General features: G+C 46.4%; 14 protein-coding genes. 10 read left to right on the top strand and 4 right to left on the bottom strand.

What is annotated here, in order from left to right; genetic code table 11:
• Nucleotides 1–108: 108 nt before the first annotated feature.
• From ispE to ACYVI1_RS26740, 3 genes are all read left to right on the top strand, one after another.
• Complete coding sequence (gene ispE, locus ACYVI1_RS26750) at nt 109–915, top strand: 4-(cytidine 5'-diphospho)-2-C-methyl-D-erythritol kinase (RefSeq protein ID WP_460914131.1); 807 nt, start codon at nt 109–111, stop codon at nt 913–915.
• A 69-nt stretch (nt 916–984) separates the two neighbouring features.
• Nucleotides 985–1593 carry a cytochrome c oxidase subunit 3 gene (locus ACYVI1_RS26745; RefSeq protein ID WP_460914130.1) on the top strand — a complete coding sequence of 203 codons (609 nt, stop codon included), beginning with the start codon at nt 985–987 and terminating at the stop codon, nt 1591–1593.
• A gap of 203 nt (nt 1594–1796) precedes the next feature.
• A complete protein-coding gene (locus ACYVI1_RS26740) occupies nt 1797–3641 on the top strand; it encodes a M1 family metallopeptidase (protein WP_460914237.1) in 1845 nt (614 codons plus the stop codon).
• Nucleotides 3642–3729: 88 nt separating this feature from the next.
• Here ACYVI1_RS26740 and ACYVI1_RS26735 read toward each other — a convergent pair whose 3' ends face one another.
• The 4 genes from ACYVI1_RS26735 to secA all read right to left on the bottom strand — a co-directional run bounded on the left by ACYVI1_RS26735 (nt 3730) and on the right by secA (nt 10524).
• Nucleotides 3730–4668: a 3-oxoacyl-ACP synthase III family protein gene (locus tag ACYVI1_RS26735; protein ID WP_460914129.1), complete on the bottom strand. Its 939-nt coding sequence runs from the start codon at nt 4666–4668 to the stop codon at nt 3730–3732.
• Between the two features lie 135 nt (nt 4669–4803).
• Nucleotides 4804–5943, bottom strand: coding sequence for a glycosyltransferase (locus ACYVI1_RS26730; protein ID WP_460914128.1), 1140 nt, complete (start codon nt 5941–5943; stop codon nt 4804–4806).
• Nucleotides 5940–7022 carry a hypothetical protein gene (locus tag ACYVI1_RS26725; protein ID WP_460914127.1) on the bottom strand — a complete coding sequence of 361 codons (1083 nt, stop codon included), beginning with the start codon at nt 7020–7022 and terminating at the stop codon, nt 5940–5942. Before ACYVI1_RS26725 ends, ACYVI1_RS26730 begins: the two co-directional genes overlap by 4 nt.
• A gap of 112 nt (nt 7023–7134) precedes the next feature.
• Entirely contained in the window at nt 7135–10524 is a 3390-nt protein-coding gene (gene secA, locus ACYVI1_RS26720) for a preprotein translocase subunit SecA (protein ID WP_460914125.1), read from the bottom strand.
• Nucleotides 10525–10746: 222 nt separating this feature from the next.
• Here secA and ACYVI1_RS26715 point away from each other — a divergent pair, with 222 nt between their 5' ends.
• From ACYVI1_RS26715 to ACYVI1_RS26685, 7 genes are all read left to right on the top strand, one after another.
• Complete coding sequence (locus tag ACYVI1_RS26715) at nt 10747–13149, top strand: SLBB domain-containing protein (RefSeq protein WP_460914123.1); 2403 nt, start codon at nt 10747–10749, stop codon at nt 13147–13149.
• Nucleotides 13149–14240, top strand: a complete 1092-nt coding sequence (locus ACYVI1_RS26710) for a lipopolysaccharide biosynthesis protein (protein WP_460914121.1) — start codon at nt 13149–13151, stop codon at nt 14238–14240. The genes ACYVI1_RS26715 and ACYVI1_RS26710 overlap by 1 nt, the downstream gene beginning before the upstream one ends.
• 4 nt (nt 14241–14244) lie before the next feature.
• On the top strand, nt 14245–15207 hold the full coding sequence (locus ACYVI1_RS26705) for a GDP-mannose 4,6-dehydratase (protein ID WP_460914119.1): 963 nt from the start codon (nt 14245–14247) through the stop codon (nt 15205–15207).
• Nucleotides 15208–15263: 56 nt separating this feature from the next.
• Complete coding sequence (locus tag ACYVI1_RS26700; RefSeq protein ID WP_460914117.1) at nt 15264–15983, top strand: FkbM family methyltransferase; 720 nt, start codon at nt 15264–15266, stop codon at nt 15981–15983.
• A 333-nt stretch (nt 15984–16316) separates the two neighbouring features.
• Entirely contained in the window at nt 16317–17681 is a 1365-nt protein-coding gene (locus ACYVI1_RS26695; RefSeq protein WP_460914115.1) for an oligosaccharide flippase family protein, read from the top strand.
• 18 nt (nt 17682–17699) lie between these two features.
• Nucleotides 17700–18500: a class I SAM-dependent methyltransferase gene (locus tag ACYVI1_RS26690; RefSeq protein WP_460914113.1), complete on the top strand. Its 801-nt coding sequence runs from the start codon at nt 17700–17702 to the stop codon at nt 18498–18500.
• Between the two features lie 30 nt (nt 18501–18530).
• Entirely contained in the window at nt 18531–19664 is a 1134-nt protein-coding gene (locus ACYVI1_RS26685) for a glycosyltransferase family 4 protein (protein WP_460914111.1), read from the top strand.
• Nucleotides 19665–19667: the final 3 nt, after the last annotated feature.

The raw sequence follows: 19667 nt of genomic DNA, 5'->3' as shown, positions 1-19667 counted from the left end.
ATGAATGATGAATGATGAATGATGAATGATGAATGATGAATGATGAATGATATTCCTTCTCTGCGCGTTTATCATTTATCATTTATCATTCATCATTCCTACTGAGTTGTGCTTGTTTTTCCTAACTGCAAAATCAATCTCGGCCTGCACATCACCGAAAAACGGCCTGACGGTTACCATAATCTGCAATCCTGTTTTTATCCCGTCGGCTGGAGTGATGCACTGGAAATAATTCCGTCAGATACGTTTGCCTTTGGCAGCAGCGGCTTATCCATTCCCGGCACCCCCAACAGTAACCTTTGTGTTCGGGCGTATGAGTTGTTGAAGCAGGATTTTGATCTGCCGCCGGTGCAGATGCATCTCCATAAACTTGTGCCCATTGGCGCGGGGTTAGGCGGTGGATCGGCCGACGCGGCCTTCGCGCTGAAAGCACTGAACAACCGGTTTTCGCTGGGCCTGGGCCTGCCACAATTAGAGAACTACGCCCGCCTACTGGGTAGCGACTGCGCCTTTTTTGTTCAAAACCGCCCGCTTTACTGTGTTGAAAAGGGCGATGTTTTTTCGGATATAGCCGTTGAATTAAGCGGGTATTTTATTCTGTTGGTTTATCCTAATCTGGCTATTTCAACCGCCGAAGCCTATGCCGGGGTGATACCTCACCACCCCCAAACGCCCTTAATTGACCAACTGCAACTGCCCATTGACCGTTGGCGCGAAAACATCCATAACGATTTTGAAGATAGTCTGTTTCCCAACTACCCCGTTTTGGGTCAGCTAAAGCAACTACTCTACGAAACCGGTGCCATTTATGCCAGCCTGAGTGGCTCTGGTTCCACAGTATATGGGATTTTCAACGCCCCTGTTGCCGACCTAAACCAATTCACTGCCTACCGCGTTTGGGAAGGAACGTTATAGGTAAACGTCAATTGTCATTAATGGTTAGTCGTCGGTGATTAACTATTGACTGATCACTAACCGACTGACATGAGTAATTTCGTGACCAAACGGCGGGAGCCGTTTCGCTTCATGGTATGGTTGGGTATCGCGAGCAGCGTGATGGTATTCACCATGCTTTTAGTAGCCTACGTAATTCGGCAAACCGGGTCGGGTTGGGTTAGCGTTAAGTTGCCAAATGTCTTCTTAATCAGTACACTTGTTATTTTGCTAAGCAGCTTTACACTGCATATTGCTGTGCAGGCATTTCGACATGAACGCTTTGCGAATTACCGTACCAACCTGGCTACGACACTCGTGCTGGGTACGCTCTTCATGCTGCTACAGGGGTGGGGGTGGAGACAGATGTTCCTGGCAGGCGTAAAGCTGGAAGGCAACCCGGCCGGAGGGTTTATTTACATCCTGTCGGGTATTCATTTGCTGCATATTTTGATTGGCCTGATTTTTCTGGGTGTTGCCCTGGCCGAAGCCCTGCGCCGTCGCCCATACGTCGACTCTTTTGTCTATAGTGTCAACCCGCCAAACCGGCTCAGAATCAGACTGATTACATTATATTGGCACTTCGTCGACATACTCTGGCTTGGCCTGTTTCTCTTTCTGCTGGTTCATCATGGTCTCGATTTAAACCTGACTCTCTGAACGCTATCTTATTTTGAGGCATTATAGCGTTATTTGTAGTATAAACAGTCTTATTACGTACCAAAAACTTCATGAAAAAATACGCTCGCTGGGCAGGCTTGTTGTTGTTCTGTCATACAGCCTTTGCCCAAACTGCACCCTCATCAACATCCGTACAGGTCTCAAAATATGACCCTTTGGCGCTGTTTCATCCACTCTTTAATATGCAGCCGGGCAACGACTACCGCACCGGCAGTGGTGCGCCCGGCCCGCGTTACTGGCAGAATCGGTCCGACTATCAGATAAATATTGCCCTTGACGACCAGCAGAACACCATCACTGGCGAGGTGACAATAACGTACAAAAACAACTCGCCCGAAACGCTGCCGTACCTATGGCTACAATTAGACCAGAATGCCTTCAGCGATACGTCGCGGGCGACCAAAACAACCCCGATTTCGGGGGGGCGGTTTGGTAATTTAGGCTTTGCGGGCGGTCTGACTATTTCGAGCGTTACCGTCGATCAGGGAAAGGGAAAGTTTGTTACTGTGCCACATACCATTACGGACACCCGAATGCAGGTGCGTTTAGCTGAGCCTGTTAAGCCAAACGGCGACGCCGTGAAAGTGAAAGTAGCCTATTCATTCAAAATTCCTGAATACGGCTCCGACCGGATGGGGCAGCTCCGGCGTAAAGACGGGATTATCTACGAGGTTGCCCAGTGGTATCCACGCATGTGTGTGTATGATGATATTGAAGGCTGGAACGTGCTCCCTTACCTGGGCGCGGGCGAGTTTTACCTCGATTATGGCGACTATGAATACACGGTTACAACGCCCTGGGACCATATCGTTGTTGGTTCCGGCGAGTTGGTGAATCCGGGCGAGGTATTGACGGCCGAGCAGATGAAACGCCTGGAGCAAGCCCGCAAGAGCGACAAAACGGTGGTTATCCGGGGGAAAGATGAGGTCACGAATGCCGATACACGTCCGAAAAAGTCCGGCACGCTAACCTGGAAATTTCGCTGCCAGAACACCCGCGATGTGGCCTGGGCTTCGTCGCGTGCGTTTGTGTGGGATGCTGCCAGAATGAACCTGCCGAGTGGTAAAACGGCCCTTGCCCAGTCAGTGTATCCCGTCGAAAGTGCAACCAATGACTCCTGGGGCCGCTCGACGGAGTACGTAAAAGGGTGCATTGAATTTTATTCAAACTATCTCTACGAATTCAGCTATCCGGTGGCTACCAATGTGGCCGGTATTGTGGGCGGAATGGAGTATCCAGGTATTGTCTTCTGCGATCATAAAGACAAGAAAGACGCGCTCTGGGGGGTAACTGACCACGAATTCGGTCACAATTGGTTTCCAATGATTGTGGGCAACAACGAACGTAAGTTTCCCTGGATGGACGAAGGCTTTAATACCTTTATCAACACACTGTCGACAGCAAATTTCAATAAAGGCGAGTACAACCGGGAGCGCGGTACGATGCACGATATTGCGCCAGCGTTGTTTTATCCGGTCGAACCGATCATGACTATCCCTGATGTGCAGCAGGCCCGCGTATTGGGTACGCTGGCTTATTATAAGCCTGGGATGGGCCTGAAATTGCTTCGTGAGGTTGTTTTAGGTCCTGACCGATTCGACTTTGCCTTCAAAAGTTATATGAACCGCTGGGCCTTCAGGCACCCAACGCCTTATGATTTCTTTCGCACAATGGAGGATGGCGCGGGCGAAGATTTAGGCTGGTTCTGGCGGGGCTACTTCTACGAAACCTGGAAACTGGATCAGGGTATCAAAGACGTGCGGTACGTAGACGGCGCTGCTGACAAAGGCTCGCTGATTTCCATCGAAAACCTCGAGAAGTTTGCAATGCCCGCAACGGTCGAAGTCACCGAAACCAACGGCAAGAAAGGCCGCATTAACCTGCCCATTGAGATTTGGCAGCGGGGCGGCACCTGGACCTTTAAGTACAACTCGACCTCGACCCTGAAAACAGTTGTCCTCGACCCGGACGAACTACTGCCGGATATTAACGAAAAAAACAACACCTGGCGGGCCGAAGCCCAATGAAAAAAGTTATAGAGTAGGGTTGGCTGACACGAACTGTATTTGCGTCAGCCAACCCTACTCTATAACCCTGCAACCGTATAATTTACGGCTAAACCTCTACCAGCATTGCGCCATACGAATACCCACCCCCAAACACGGTGACAACAATACGCTGACCTTTTTTAAAGGTGTCCCACTGTTCGGAGAGGGCGATGGCACAACCCGCGCAGCCTGTATTGCCGTAGCGCTGAATGTTGGAGATCAGTTTTTCTTCGGGTAAGCCAAGCGTGTTCATCACATTTCGGGAAATGCGTAAATTCGCCTGATGAGGCAATATATAATCGACATCCGCCAGAGACAGACCGCATTTGTCAAGTATCTGAAGGCTGGCTTTGGGCATGTACTGACAGGCGTTAATGAATACATCGCGACCGTGCGGCATCGTAACGCCCCCGTCGGCGGGCTTCATCATTACCGCCGTTGTTGCCTTCGCTGTATGAGCAGCCCCGCCCGTCAATAAGCCTTTAATCGTAAAGTCGCCTTCGCTTTGCCGTTCTTTTGTGATGAGCAGAGCAGCCGCTCCGTCGCCCCACAAATGCCCCGAAATTGTATCTTTTTCGTTGTAATAAAGCGTGTTGTGCTCCGAAACGATTACTAAAGCACGGCTGGCTTTGTTTAAGGCGAAGTAGCCTTCCACCACTTCGATAGCGTTTAGCAGCGACGAGCAGGCGGTTGATACCGAAATAACCGGAATGTCGGGAATGCCTAAGTAATGCTGGGCCTCGTGGGCCAATGAAACTATGGTATCGTAAGGCGTATACGTTGCGCCTACAATCAGATCAATTGTTGAGAGATCCGCTTTGGCCCTGAGCAGTTCAACGACCTCAATTGTCATGGTGTTCGTATTCTCGCCAGCAGAAGCTTTACGTCTCTCTACAATACCGGTACGCTCGATAATCCACTCGCTGGAGAGTCCATTGAGTTGCGTAAAATGTTCGTTGCCAACTACTTCCGTAGGTAAATAGTGGCTTACTGCATGTATGTACATCAGGCCAAATAGGTAGGGCTATCGTATAGATAACCCGAAGTGGTGAGTAAAGTTAAATCCTTCCGGGAAAACGTGGTATTAAACATTGGAACAATACCATAAAGTATTGAATATATTTTATTTTATGGCCTTAAATCAGGTTTTCTGGTCAGGTTGGAGAATCAACTCATAAAATGCCACTAACTTTTTGGCTTCGCTGCTCCAGTTATAAAACTCCTCAACGGCATTGCGGCCCCGCTGCCCCATTAACCGGGCTTCCTCAGGATGCTCAATCAGATAAACGAGTGAACTTGCTATCTGAGCGGGGTCGTAGGGTGATACGCAGAAACCGCAGTTATGCTGTTCGACAATCGCACGATAGAGAGGAAAATCAGACGTAATAACCGGCAAACCGAGGGCCATGTATTCAAACAGTTTCGTTGTGTAGGAGTCCGGATAGTCGCCAACGGGTTTGAGCAGAGCCAGCCCAGCCGTTGCTCCAGCCGCATAGGGCAAGGCTGACCGTTGGTCTTTATAGCCATAAAATTGTAGATGGTCCCGTACATCAGTAAAATAGGGGAGCCTGGCCAAATCACTATCCCTAAACGTGCGACGGCCGAACAGGTGAACAACAAAATCCGGGTACGATGCCTTTAGCCTGGCTAAACTGGCCACAAGGGTATCGAATGCCCGCTCGAAGCTAAGCCAGCCAATATAAAAAAACGACGGCGGTGCCGAATTAGGCCGGTATGGCTGCTGGAAGGGTTTCAGAAACGACAGTTGCGGATAATTGTAGATCACGGCGTGTGGTTTGCTTAAAGGGGCGTAAGTTGCCAGATAGCCATGCTCCGTAAAAATCAGGTGGAAATGCCGCCGGGCGAGTGTATCGAAGTAGCAAAAGACCTTCTCCAGGAAATAACCTCTATTAACCCGCTTAAGGTGCATTTTTTTATGCAGGTTTTCCTGCACTTCATAAATCACGCGTGCGCCAAAAAGCCAAAAGACATAAGCAAACGGTAGAAACTCCGGTACATAAATATGGATTAGTTTTGGACGAAGCCACAGGCACCGAAGTAAAATAAGTGGGCAGGTCAGGAGCGTTCGCCAGATAACGCGCCGAAAATAAGGGAGCTTAATGAATTGAATACCGGGCGCAATGGCCGAGTCGGCGTTGGGCAAGGCACAAAACACCTCGTAGTGCTCAGCAAGCGTTTGGCATTGCTTAAACACGATACGCGGGTCCTGGGGTTGGTGGGCGGTACTAATGTGCAGAACGCGAATTCGGGCAATCCTCATTTTATAACGCCAAAGCTACGGAGTTCGGCGTCAATTTTCTGATTCCATCGTTCCTGAGCGGCCTGATTGAGGCTATGGTTCGTCTCGTCGTCGTATTGCTGTTGCAGGCGGCTCATCTCCCGAAACGTTTCAATAAACTGATACTGAATAATACTGTTATAATCCTCAAGCGTCAGGCTGTCGGGCTGAATCTTACGCTTGAACCGCTCGACAATTAGTTTCGTGATGTCGAAGTGGCGCTGCTCATGATTGAGGGCGTAGGCGTTTTTGGCATCGGCCCGCCCCCATGAGGAGTTTTTCAGCATGTAGGCTTTAGCGATTAAATTAAGCAGGATAACACCATTCTTAACCGTGCTTTTCCCTTCATACGAAAAACTGGTGAATACTTCGGCGGCATAATGACTGCCCCGACGCGGTTCGGCCTGAAAGTCGGCCCAGGTTAGTTTGCGGGCCGGATTATACTGCACAGTGTCGTCAGTAGTGATTCGGATATCGTCGATAAAATTGATTTTGAGACTTCTGGCTAATTTCTCATTCTGGCCGCTCTCCCGATTCATGTACTCATTCAAATTGCGAAGTGAGGCCACTAAGGCTTGCCGGATTGTTGACTCGATAACGGCTGTCTGGCTCAAAGGCCGGGTATAATTTGCGCTGCCCCGATACTCAGTCAGGCGCGTGCTGGTTTCGGTACCTGCCTCATCTTTTCCCAGCAACTCAAACGTAACCGAAAAGGTAAACCGGCCCGTCACCCGGTTACCAGCCGCCGTTTCGTTCACCCGGCACTCCCGAACACGCATGGCAACTGGCCGCAGTGCTTTGTTCTGCTTTAACCCCTGACTGATGAATTCCTTAAAGCTGGCCGCTATACCCCGTTCCAGATCAACGGGCTGCGGAGCCTGATTGAGCTGCAGGGCTAACCGGGCAACTGAGCCGCGTTCGGGTCGTTGGTCGGTGACGGTAGCTATGTAAAATTCTTTCGGGATAAAGGACAACAGCTCCGGTCGAAGCCGAATTGGGTCGGCAGGGGGCACCCAGGTAAACAGCCCAAGTACGAATATGAGAAAGAATACGTTACGCATTTTGCCTTAATGATGGCCAGTGGGTCTATACAATATAGCACTATACTTTATGAAAACGCCCTCCGAATGTACAGATCAGAGGGCGTTTAATCAAACAGTAAGTAATGACTTGTCAGACAACCAGAACGGCTTTGCCGGCCATTATGTCATTTTCAACCGTTTTATACTTCACGTCCCGCTTCACAGAGCCATCGGCATACTGCACATTGACGCGCGCATTTCGGTCAAGTTTAGCTACCCGAACCGGGGCCTGACGCGACATGGGTGGTGCACCGGCGCCCATAGCATCGTTTTCGGCCATACGACGGGCGTATTCTTCGGGGCCGGTGGCTAAGTGGCTATCGTCGAAGTCCTCCATGTTGGTATGGAGTTTAGGTTGCGGCTGTGGCCGACGCTGGGCCGGAGCCTGCCGGATTTCCTGCTGTACTTCTTCAGCCTCCTGCGCCGGAATATCGGCTTTGGTCAGGAAACTGATCGTGTCGAAGTTTACTTTGCTGAGGAATCGCTTGAACAATTCGACCGACTCAAATTTATAGACCAGCAGCGGGTCTTTCTGCTCAAACACCGCATTTTGTACCGACTGTTTCAGGTCGTCCATTTCGCGGAGGTGTTCTTTCCACTCCTGGTCAATGACCGACAGCGTTACAGCTTTCTCCATTTCGGTTACGATCTCGCGGCCTCCCGTGCTAACGGCTTTTTGCAGGTCTGAAACCACCGTTAACTCGTGGATGCCATCGGAGAACGGCACGACGATGTTTTTGATCTGATGCCCCTGATCCGTAAGTACCTGCGTCAATACCGGCAGCGCCTTCTCCGCAATAGCGTGATTTTTAGCCTGGTAGTGGGCTTCGGCCTCATCATACAGCCGCCGGACCTGATCGGGCTTCTTCAACTTGTTAAACTCGTCGTTGGTCAGGTTGGGTGAAACGCCCAGAGTGGTCAGAAGCTGAAGTTTAACCTCTTCGTAATTGCCTTCCGAATTGTTAACCGTTTCTTCAACCACGTCATACATGGTATTGGCAATATCCAGCGGCAGGCGGTCGCCGAAGAGGGCATTGCGACGGCGTTTGTAGATGGCCTCCCGCTGGTAGTTCATCACGTCGTCGTATTCGAGCAGCCGCTTCCGAATCCCGAAGTTATTTTCTTCGACTTTCTTCTGTGCCCGTTCGATAGATTTCGTAATCATCGAGTGCTGAATGACTTCGCCTTCTTCAAGACCCATTCGGTCCATCACTTTTGCAATCCGCTCCGAGCCGAACAGGCGCATCAGGCTGTCTTCGAGCGAAACGAAGAACTGCGTTGTGCCGGGGTCACCCTGACGGCCCGACCGGCCCCGCAACTGCCGGTCGACCCGGCGCGACTCGTGCCGCTCCGTCCCGATAATGGCCAGTCCGCCAGCGCCCCGCGATTCAGGCGTTAATTTGATGTCTGTACCCCGACCGGCCATGTTGGTAGCGATGGTAACAGTGCCGGGCAGACCTGCCGATGCGACAATTTCGGCTTCGCGCTGGTGGTACTTCGCGTTCAGCACCTGGTGTTGAATTTTGCGAAGGGTCAGCAGTCGGCTCAGTAATTCAGAGTTTTCAACTGACGTTGTACCGACCAGCACCGGGCGGCCTTTTTCGACTAAACTGGTAATTTCATCAACAACGGCATTGTATTTTTCGCGCACCGAACGATATACTTTGTCTTCTTCGTCGGCGCGGCTAATGGCCCGGTTGGTTGGAATCACGACCACGTCCATTTTGTAGATCTGCCAGAACTCGGAGGCTTCTGTTTCGGCGGTACCAGTCATGCCGGCCCGTTTATGATACATACGGAAGTAGTTCTGGAGCGTAACCGTTGCGTAGGTCTGGGTGGCGTCCTCGACTTTTACATTCTCTTTCGCTTCAACAGCCTGGTGCAGTCCATCCGACCACCGGCGACCTTCCATAATCCGGCCCGTCTGCTCATCGACGATCTTCACCTTACCGTCCATGATGACATACTCGGTGTCCTTCTCGAACAGCGTGTAGGCTTTCAGTAGCTGATTGACGGTGTTAATGCGCTGCGTTTTAACGGCATAATCCCGGATCACAGCTTCTTTATTCAGAATTTTCTCCTGTTCCGAGAACTCGCCATTTTTTTCAATGACGTTCAGGTCAATCGAGAGATCGGGCAGAATAAAGAAGTTTGGGTCTTCGCCTGATCCTGTAATGTAATCAATTCCCTTTTCGGTCAGGTCGATGCTGTTATGCCGTTCGTCGATGGTAAAATACAGTGGCGCATCAGCTTCGGGCATTAGTTTCTGGTTTTCGGCCAGATAGATCGATTCCGTTCGTTGCAACAACGCTTTGTTGCCCGTTTCGGTCAAAAATTTAATCAATGGCTTGTGCTTTGGCAAACCCCGATGCGCCCGAAACAGCGACACACCCCCTTCTTTTTCATCGCCAGCCGCAATTTTTCGTTTCGCATCGTTCAGGAAATCGTATACCAATTTCCGCTGAGCCTCCACTACCCTGGCTACGCGGGGCTTTAATTCGATATAGTCCTGTTCATCGCCACGGGGAATGGGTCCACTGATAATCAGGGGAGTACGTGCATCATCGATCAATACTGAGTCAACTTCGTCCACCATCGCGTAATGGTGCCTGCGCTGAACCAACTCACCCGTTTCGCGGGCCATATTGTCGCGCAGGTAATCGAAGCCAAACTCGTTATTGGTGCCATACGTAATATCGGCCAGATAAGCCTGTTTGCGCTGTTCTGAGTTAGGCTGGTGTTTGTCGATACAATCGACGCGCAGGCCATGAAACTCAAACAAGGGGGCCATCCACTCCGAGTCGCGTTTGGCTAAATAGTCATTGACCGTTACGATATGCACCCCCCGCCCGGCCAGTGCGTTCAGGAACGCGGGAAAGGTAGCCACGAGGGTTTTTCCTTCGCCCGTTGCCATTTCGGCGATTTTGCCCTGGTGAAGCACAACACCGCCAATAATCTGTACATCGTAGTGGATCATGTCCCACTTAATGGGCGTTCCGGCGGCATCCCAGTGATTGGCCCAATGCGCCTGATCACCCTCAATAATAACATTCTTCTTGCGGGCAGCTATCTGTTGGTCAACGTCGGTAGTGGTGACGGTTAGCTGCTCGTTTTGGGTAAATCGACGGGCAGTTTCTTTGACAATGGCAAAGGCAGGGGGCAGCACATCGAGCAGTATGCGCTCCAGTTCGGTATTCCGATCCGCTTCAAGCTTATCAATCTGATTGAAAATCCTTTCTTTTTCATTAACATCAACGTCAGTTCGTCCAGCCTGTTCGGTTAAATCGGCAAGTTGGGTGTCAATGTCCGCTAATTCGCTGGCAATTTGTGCTTTGAGTTGAGCAGAAGCCTGGCGCAGCTCATCATTGGAGAGGTCTTGTAAGCGGGCAAACTCGGCGTTCACCTTATCTACGTAAGGGAGCAGTTCTTTAACGTCCCGCTGCGATTTGGTGCCGAAAAATTTAGCTATGAAATTAATCATTTCGTTTTTAGTCAATAGTCGATTATCGTCGGTCGGTAATAAGTGGGTCCTGGCCTTTACTGGTGACTGACGACTGTTTTTTGTACAAATTTAATGCTTTACGGCGGTAGTACAACGTTCGGATGATTCGACAAACCCGAATCACCTTATGATAAGGGAACGATGTTTTAACCGGAATCTATTACTTTTGCATTTCAAATTTTGGCCCAACAGCCATTGTTCATGCGTACTAAGGACAAATTGTCACATTTTATTCATCGCATTCGTCCCTATCAAGCTGTTCTCCTGCTTTTATTACTGACAGGAGTGTATGAGGCAGTTGCTCAGCGCCCCCGCTCCCGGGTCGATCAGTTGAGTGATGAAGATGTGCAGAATTTTTACCGAAAAGCACAGGCCAGTGGACTCAGTGAAGAGCAGATTGAGCAAGCTGCCATGTCGCAGGGATATACCCTCGACGATATTGCCAAGATGCGTAAGCGCATGGCTCAAATTCGGACCCTAACGTCGCTTCCCCAAAATCGAACGCTGTCTGACGATACAAAAGGGCGCACTCTACCCAACGATCTCTCCCAACGTATCACTGATTCGCTGCCGTCAGCGCAGTTCGTGCGCCGGGATACGACCCGTAAATTACGGGTTTTTGGTGCCTCATTATTCGAGAATGCCAATCTGTCATTTGAACCCAACCTGCGGATTGCCACCCCCCGCAATTATGTTGTAGGACCCGATGATGAAATTAAAATTGATATTTCGGGCGCGTCAACGGGTGAATTTCAGCTAAAAGTTAGTCCCGACGGTACCGTCAAAGTGCCAGACCTGGCCCCTATTTTCGTGAGCGGGCTAACCATTGAGCAGGCTGAACAACGAATTATAGCCCGGTTGCGGCAAGGAGGGTACCAGGGTTTAGGCCAGGCGGGCAGCGGCACAAGCGCCAATGCCACCCTAACCAATATCCGCAGCATAAAGGTTACCCTGGTAGGTGAAGTTGTTCGACCAGGAACCTACACAATCTCATCCCTCAGTTCTGCATTTAACGCGCTCTATGCAGCGGGTGGGCCAAACCCAGAAACAGGCTCCTTTCGTAAAATCAATGTAATTCGGGGCAACCGGGTCGTTCGCACCATTGATTTATACGATTATATTCTTCGGGCCGATCAGCGCGATAACATTCAGTTGCGGGATCAGGATGTTATTCGCGTAGCCGACTACGATACGCACGTTACCTTAACCGGCCAGGTTCGCCGACCCGCTATTTTTGAAGTCCTGCCCGGCGAAACCTTAAAAACGGTGCTGGGTTTTGCCGGAGGCTTTGCCGACGATGCGTATCGGGCCTCCATAACACTTCGCCGGAACACAACCCGCGAACGACGCATTGTTACCATTACCGAAGAACAGATAACCGGATTCGTGCCTCAGCGGGGTGACAAATACGAGGTTGGAAAAATTCTTGATCGATACGAGAACAGAGTGCAGGTGGCAGGAGCAATCATGCGCCCTGGCGACTACTCGCTCGAACCTGGTTTAGAAACGGTTAAGCAGCTCATTCTCCGGGCTGAAGGCCTGCGTAAAGACGCGTTTCAGAACCGGGCCACCATCATCCGGGAACGCCCTGATATGGACAAGGAAAATCTGTCGTTCGACCTGGGTAGATTAATGCGGGGTGAAATGGCAGATATTCCCCTGATGCGGCAGGATAGCCTGACTATTTTATCCATTAAGGACTTGCGGGAGGAGTATTACGTTACTATTGAAGGGGCAATTAATCGTCCGGATACAATTTCGTTTGTAACGAATATGACAGTAGCTGATCTCATTGCTCAGTCGGGTGGTTTTCAGGAAGGCGCTAAGCCTAATCTGGTCGAGGTAGCCCGGCGTATTCGGCAGGATTCGGCTGGTGTTCGTACTACAATGCTGGAAACATACCGATTTGCCATCGACCGAAATTTACAAATGACGGCTATAGAAACTGGTTCTGGTAGTTCACCGGGATTTCGTCTTCAGCCTTTCGACATTGTGTATGTTCGTACATCGGCTAATTACGAGTCACAAAAGCAAGTCACGGTGTATGGCGAAGTAATGCAGCCGGGGAATTATGCCATTACCAACCGCGAAGAGCGAATTGGCGATGTTATTGTGCGGGCAGGCGGGCTGAGACCGGGAGCATACATGGCGGGGGCGCAGTTTCGGCGAAAAGGCCAGGTTATTGGTAACGACCTGCGAAATGTATTGAATGACTCAGGGGCCGAGGAAAATCTATTACTTCAGGACGGAGATACGTTATATGTTCCCCGACGGTCTGAAGTTATTACGGTACAGGGTGCGGTATTAAATCCATCATCCGTAAGCTACAAAGTGGATTACAAATTTGAAGATTACATAAGCGAAGCAGGGGGCTATACCGACAATGCCCGAAAAAGTAAAGGCTATGTTGTGTATCCAAATGGGCGGAAAGATCGGACGAAGCGATTTCTATTTGCCAAGTCGCGCCCCCAGGTTGAACCAGGTACAACGGTTATGATTCCGTTCAAACCTATTGATACTGCACGGCTAAGCTCTGCTGAACGTATCGGAATTCTATCGCTTTTGGCAACTGTGTCAATCGCCCTTATCAACGTGTTACGTTAGTGATTGTTCCTGCTATGACAGTTGAGGAAAATAAAAGAATGACGAAAAGTGGCGAGGACGAGATAGAAATTCGGCTGGGAGATATTGTTCAATTTTTAAAAGACAGTCGAAGAAGTTCTCTAATAGGGGGATTAACTTTCCTCATCATAGGTGCTTTATACGCTTTTTCAAAACCCAATTTATACACTGTGCAGGTGACGGTTATGCCGGAAGTTCAGTCAAAAGCCAGTGGATTAGGCGGGTTGGGATCATTGGCTGGTTTGGCGGGACTTGATATTGCAGGTGTAGGTGGTGGGAGTATGGATGCGATTCGGCCTGATATTTATCCCGATGTACTACAAAGTGTACCATTTGCCCTTCAGTTATTACGCCAGCCCGTGTATTCCCAACTTCTGGAAAAAGAAACGTCGTTGCAAACGTTCGTTGAAGAACAGAGCAAGCAAACGTTATTAGGAGGTTTACTAAGTTCGGACGATACTGAAACACCAGTGCCTGATCCGGGCAATCGAAGTAGAACCTTACACATTACAAAAAAGCAGGAAAATCTCATTAATCAGATACACGCGGCTGTAGCGGCTGCTTACGATAAAAAAACCGGAATAATTACTGTGGCAGCCACGCTCCCTGATCCGGTTGTAGCGGCTACTGTAGCCCGGTTGTCACTGGAATATCTGACAAATTACATGGTCAGTTATCGGACGGAGAAAACCAGAAATCAGGTTCGTTTTTTAGCCCGTCAGGTAGACGAAGCAAAAAGCCGATATCAACGGGCAGAGTATGCCTTATCCAACTACCGGGATCAGAATCGTAGTGTTTATTTAAATACGGCAAAGATTGAAGAACAAAGGCTACAGGCGAATTTTCTGCTCACGCAGACTGTTTTCAACGATTTATCAAAACAACTCGAACAGGCAAAAATTAAAGTAGCTGAAGAATCGCCGGTTTTTAAAATTCTGGAGCCAGCTCGTATTCCCCTGAAAAAAAGCGGCCCTAAGCGCAGTTTAATTATAGTAGGTTTCACGATTGTCGGTATCTTTTTAAGCATTTTCATCTACGGACTGAGTAGGTTCGCATTCAACTTAGCAAAATAACTTTGTGAAGACAGCACTTATATGTGGTGTATCGGGTCAGGACGGTGCTTACTTAGCCGAACTCCTGCTAACAAAAGGATATAAAGTGGTTGGTGGCTCACGTGATGCCCAAATGTCATCGTTCACCAGCTTAAAACGATTAGGTATCCGGGAAGATGTTGAAACAGTGTCCATTAGTATTAATGACTTCCGTTCTGTTCTGCAAACCTTACAGCGTACAAAACCCGATGAAGTATATAATTTAGCGGGCCAAAGCTCCGTAGGATTATCCTTTGAACAGCCTGTTGAAACTCTGGAAAGTATTAGTGTAGGCACACTTAACTTGCTGGAAGCAATTCGCTTTACAGGGCAGCCGATTCGCTTTTATAACGCTGGCTCCAGCGAGTGTTTTGGCGATACGGGAAGTGAAGCAGCTAACGAAACAACGCCTTTCCGCCCCCGTAGCCCCTATGGGGTTGCCAAAGCGGCCGCTTTCTGGCAGGTAGCGAACTATCGGGAGGCCTATCAATTACACGCAAGTACAGGAATTCTTTTTAACCATGAATCACCCCTACGGCCCGAGCGTTTTGTAACGCAGAAGATTGTGGCGGCCGCTTGTCGCATTGCCAACGGTAGTAAAGAAACGCTCACATTAGGCAATACAGAAATTGCCCGTGATTGGGGTTGGGCACCCGATTATGTAGAAGCTATGTGGCTTATGCTACAGCAGGAACAGGCTGATGATTTTGTTATTGCAACGGGGCATACTAGTAAGCTCCGAAATTTTATCCAGGTTGTATTTGAGAGTGTTGGGTTAAATTGGGAAAACTATGTTTGTATTGATGCATCACTTTTTCGGCCTACTGATATTGCCGAAGGCCATGCTAATCCAACTAAAGCCAGACAGCAACTTAGTTGGCAAGCACGTTACACTATGAATGAAGTTGCTCAGATGATGGTTAATGAGGCAGATACTAAAATTAAGTAGTAAAACTCACTCTCTTTCTATAAGGATTTAGGTGTACTTTTTAACAAGAGAATAATATGTCAGTTGATGACCTAAAATTTTTTCTGAGAAACCCTGCGTTATATAAATGGCGAAAAAAAGGATTTAATGCCGAGTTTTATAAAACGCTGATTGGTGAATACTATCAACAGATGGGAATTAAAACTATACTTGATATTGGTGCCAATACTGGGCAGTCAGTAATTACCTTTCATAATGCCTTTCCTAAAGCTACTATTCACGCATTTGAACCATTACCAGACTGCTTTAAAGAACTCTCTAGGAATGTTGCCGGACTGAGTGGTATCATGTTGCATAATATTGCAATAGGCGATCAGGTTGGTAACATTACTTTTGAAGAAAACGAGTATTCAGCATCGTCGTCAGTATTGTCTATGACTGATCAGCATATTAGTAACTTTCCTTTCACTAAGAATCGTAAACAAACCGCTGTTCGAGTAGAAATGCTTGACACTCTTCTCGAAACAGTTCCTTTGTATGAGAATATGCTCATCAAAATTGATGTGCAGGGATACGAGAAGCACGTCATCCTGGGAGGTAGGAAAGTAATTTCTCAGGCTAAAGTATTAATTGTCGAAACTTCTTTTGAAACATTATACAATGGGCAGCCTTTGTTTGATGAAATCTATAAAATAATTCAATCAATGGGTTTTCAGTACATTGGCGCATTCGATCAATTAATTAGCCCGCAATCAAACAAGATACTTCAGCAAGATGCTATTTTTATACGTGCTTGATATAAGAAGATATAATTATATTTTATGTCTTCTAAACATTATGATCTGAAAATCTATGAAGTGTTTAACAAAGAATCTTTACTAAAACTTAGTTGTATAATCGAATTTGAACTAATTCAACTTGTTTTAGCCCTATATAAAATAAACCAGGACTTTAATGAAAGACTTTCATATTATGCGGCTGACCGCATTTCGTTTACAATTATCTTGGCTGTTTGATAAGGCTATCATACATCCTAAATGGCTGTCCGTTGATAAGATATTTCGGTGGATTACTGGAGCGTTTCCAAGCGTATATTCTTCTATGAAAAACGAGCTGAATCTATCGTGCTTATGAAGTTTAAATCATTTAGCTATGTACGTGAACGCCTGCAAGATACACATCCGCGAACCCGAAAAGCGCATCTCAACACTATCTTAGGTATTGTTATTAAAGGCGGTGGAATGTTAATTTCTCTGTTGTTAGTGCCATTAACAATAGATTATCTCTCAAAAGAGATATACGGAACTTGGCTAACCATTAGTTCAATTGTCACGATGCTAACATTTCTGGATATAGGCATTGGTAATGGCTTACGCAATAAATTTTCGGAAGCAGTTTCCAAGCAAGATACTACTTTGGCTCAGTCTTATGTCAGTACGGCCTATGTACTTTTCGGTATTATTCAGTTTGCGCTCACCGTGTTCTTTTTGTTGGTTTTTCGATATATTCCCTGGCAGAGAGTTTTTAATACAGATATAAATGTTGAACAACTTCAGGTTGTTGTCGCTATAACTGTTATTACAATGGCTATCAAATTAGTGCTTGATATTCTTTCCTATATCTTGTTCGCTATGCAGGAATCCAGTCAAGCAGGATTAATAACATTAGGGTCGAATATATTAACACTTTTAGGCACATATATGCTAATACGGATTACTAGCGGAAGTTTAATTTATTTAGCAGCCGTAACTGTAATTAGTCCTATAGTTGCTTTGTTAATCGGCGGTTTTTGGTTGTATCGAGGCCCCTTAAATGTTTATCGTCCCACATTTAGGTTAGCTAAATTAAAATATGCACGAAGCCTTCTAGGGCTTGGATACAAATTCTTCTTTGTCCAATTGGCGGTTATCGTTCTTTTTTATACTGATAATCTCATTATTACCCAACTATTTGGTCCTTCGGAAGTAACAACTTACAATGTAGCATTTCGATATTTTAATGCGGCCAGTACTCTATTTGCTATTGCCATAACTCCTTATTGGTCAGCCTTCACAGAAGCTTCTGTGAAGGGAGATACATTATGGATGCAGAAAACGCACCAATATTTGCAACAACTATGGTTAGGATTAGTCATAGTTGTTGCATTGATGATTTTAGCATCCAATACTATTTATGCTGTTTGGGTAGGTAGTCGAGTAGAAGTACCCATAAAACTCAGTATATGTATGGGGGTGTTTATTATCATTAGCTGCTACAATAGTATTATAGCCTCGGTTATAAATGGGCTGGGGAAAGTTCGGCTTCAGTTATATTATGCGTTATTTTCTGCAGTCATTAACGTTCCACTGGCTATATTGCTTGGTAAAATGCTTAATATGGGTAGTGCTGGTGTGATATTAGGTACAAGTATATCATTACTGGCCTGTTCAGTGTTGGGTAATCTACAGGCTCAAAAGCTTATTTCTGGTACAGCAAATGGTATCTGGAATCAATAGACTATAATTTCCTTAAAAATGGCGTGTCCAATTTGTGAATCAACTGTCTCTCCATATGGCTCTGCTAAACTGCTCGGCAAGTATGATGTACAGTACTTCCGCTGTAGCCGTTGTCAGTTTATTTTTACAGAAACACCCTACTGGTTAGAGGAGGCCTACAGTTCGGCAATTACTCGTCTGGACATTGGATTAATAGTAAGAAATGAACTTATGACACCTGTAGTACAGGCTGTAATAAATAAGTGGTTCAATCCAGATGGACGGTTTATCGATTATGGGGGTGGCTATGGCATGTTAGTACGCATGATGCGAGATCGGGGTTTCGATTTTTATCGACAGGATATCTATTGTGCTAATCTATATGCAGAATTGTTCGATGTAACGGATGTATTACAATTTAAAGCTGAACTGCTGACGGCTTTTGAGGTATTTGAGCATTTGACTGACCCGGTGGCCGAGCTAGAAAAAATGCTTATATATAGCGATACAATTTTATTCTCTACAATGGTGCAACCTACTCAGGAAGTTAGCCCTGAATCATGGTGGTATTTCACGCCCGAAACGGGTCAGCACATAGCCTTATATAGCCGTGCGTCCTTACAAGCACTTGCCGATCGTTTTAGCCTGAATTACAACTGGAACGAACAAAATATTCATCTTTTTAGTCGAAAATCAATAAACAATATAGCATTCAAGACTATTACACACCCGCGCTGGTCGCGCTTGTATAATAAAATTGCAGGTAAGCGACGTACTTTATTAGAAAAAGACTTTTCCTACATACAGAGTATTATAAAAGAAAGTTACTTAACTAAATAACAAGCTGAATAGTATCACAGCAAACAGGATATGCAAATTCTTTTTGATCATCAGACGTTTTCAATGCATAATTATGGCGGCTTACCGCGCTATTTTGCAGAGCTTATCTCTGGTATTAACAAGACTGCAGATAATAGTGCTAATTTGCCCCTATTATTCTCTAATACAATTCACCTAAATGAAGCTGGAATTTCAACAAAACCTTTTTTGCCAGGAACTAAAATTCCCAAAAAAGAAAAAATCATCTATAATTTAAATAAGCTATATAATTTATATGAATTAGGCAGTAAATCATTTGATATTTTTCATGCTACATATTATGATCCTTATTTTATTCCTTATCTAAAAGGTAAGCCGTTTGTGGTTACTTTTCTTGATATGATTCACGAACGATTTGCCAATCAATTTACTGAGTTAGCGTCTGATCAAGTAATTGTGAATCAAAAGAAAAAAATAGCTGATTTATCTGATAAAATAATTGCAATTTCTGAAAGTACAAAGAATGATATTGTTGAATTACTGCATATAGATCCAACTAAAATAGATGTTGTACACTTAGGGAGTTCTCTACCAATATTACCGCACAGGCAAAAAAGTAAGTCGGCAATCTCAGGGATTCCGTACCTTTTATTTGTTGGAAGACGAGGTCATTATAAAAATTTTTTTGCTTTATTAAAGGCGATTTATCACTTGCTCAAACACTATCAAGTGAAACTCGTTTGTGCCGGTGGTGGGCCTCTCACTAAGGAAGAAAAAGAATTGATTTATACATTAAAAGTAAATAATTTAGTAACGTATGAACATATAGCAAATGATCAAAACCTACAGGAATTATATAAAAATGCAATAGCGTTCGTATTTCCAACTTTATATGAAGGTTTTGGAATACCTATTTTAGAAGCATTTGCCTCTGGTTGTCCGTGTGTAATAAGTGACCGAAGTTCGTTGCCTGAAGTCGCTGGTGATGCAGCCTTATATTTTAATCCAAGAGATGAAAGCTCAATGGCTTCTGTTATTGAGAAAATAATCCTTGATAGTGAGTTACGTGAAAATTTGACTCAGATGGGATATAATCGATTAAACCAATTCTCTTGGGAGCGTACAGTGCGGGAGACTCTTAGAGTTTATCAAGATTGTTTGATTAATAAGTCATATTTGAGCTAATAT

Source organism: Spirosoma areae, from assembly GCF_054781775.1.
The sequence above is the reverse complement of the archived record's forward strand: the minus strand, read 5'-3'. Positions and strand labels throughout refer to the sequence as shown.

Excerpts from the sequence above, each read along its gene's own strand:
- ACYVI1_RS26745 (WP_460914130.1), top strand. The coding sequence starts at position 985 with ATGAGTAATTTCGTGACCAAACGGCGGGAGCCGTTTCGCTTCATGGTA.
- ACYVI1_RS26740 (WP_460914237.1), top strand. The coding sequence starts at position 1,797 with ATGCAGCCGGGCAACGACTACCGCACCGGCAGTGGTGCGCCCGGCCCG.
- ACYVI1_RS26735 (WP_460914129.1), bottom strand. The coding sequence starts at position 4,668 with ATGTACATACATGCAGTAAGCCACTATTTACCTACGGAAGTAGTTGGC.
- ACYVI1_RS26730 (WP_460914128.1), bottom strand. The coding sequence starts at position 5,943 with ATGAGGATTGCCCGAATTCGCGTTCTGCACATTAGTACCGCCCACCAA.
- ACYVI1_RS26725 (WP_460914127.1), bottom strand. The coding sequence starts at position 7,022 with ATGCGTAACGTATTCTTTCTCATATTCGTACTTGGGCTGTTTACCTGG.
- secA (WP_460914125.1), bottom strand. The coding sequence starts at position 10,524 with ATGATTAATTTCATAGCTAAATTTTTCGGCACCAAATCGCAGCGGGAC.
- ACYVI1_RS26715 (WP_460914123.1), top strand. The coding sequence starts at position 10,747 with ATGCGTACTAAGGACAAATTGTCACATTTTATTCATCGCATTCGTCCC.
- ACYVI1_RS26700 (WP_460914117.1), top strand. The coding sequence starts at position 15,264 with ATGTCAGTTGATGACCTAAAATTTTTTCTGAGAAACCCTGCGTTATAT.
- ACYVI1_RS26695 (WP_460914115.1), top strand. The coding sequence starts at position 16,317 with ATGAAGTTTAAATCATTTAGCTATGTACGTGAACGCCTGCAAGATACA.
- ACYVI1_RS26690 (WP_460914113.1), top strand. The coding sequence starts at position 17,700 with ATGGCGTGTCCAATTTGTGAATCAACTGTCTCTCCATATGGCTCTGCT.
- ACYVI1_RS26685 (WP_460914111.1), top strand. The coding sequence starts at position 18,531 with ATGCAAATTCTTTTTGATCATCAGACGTTTTCAATGCATAATTATGGC.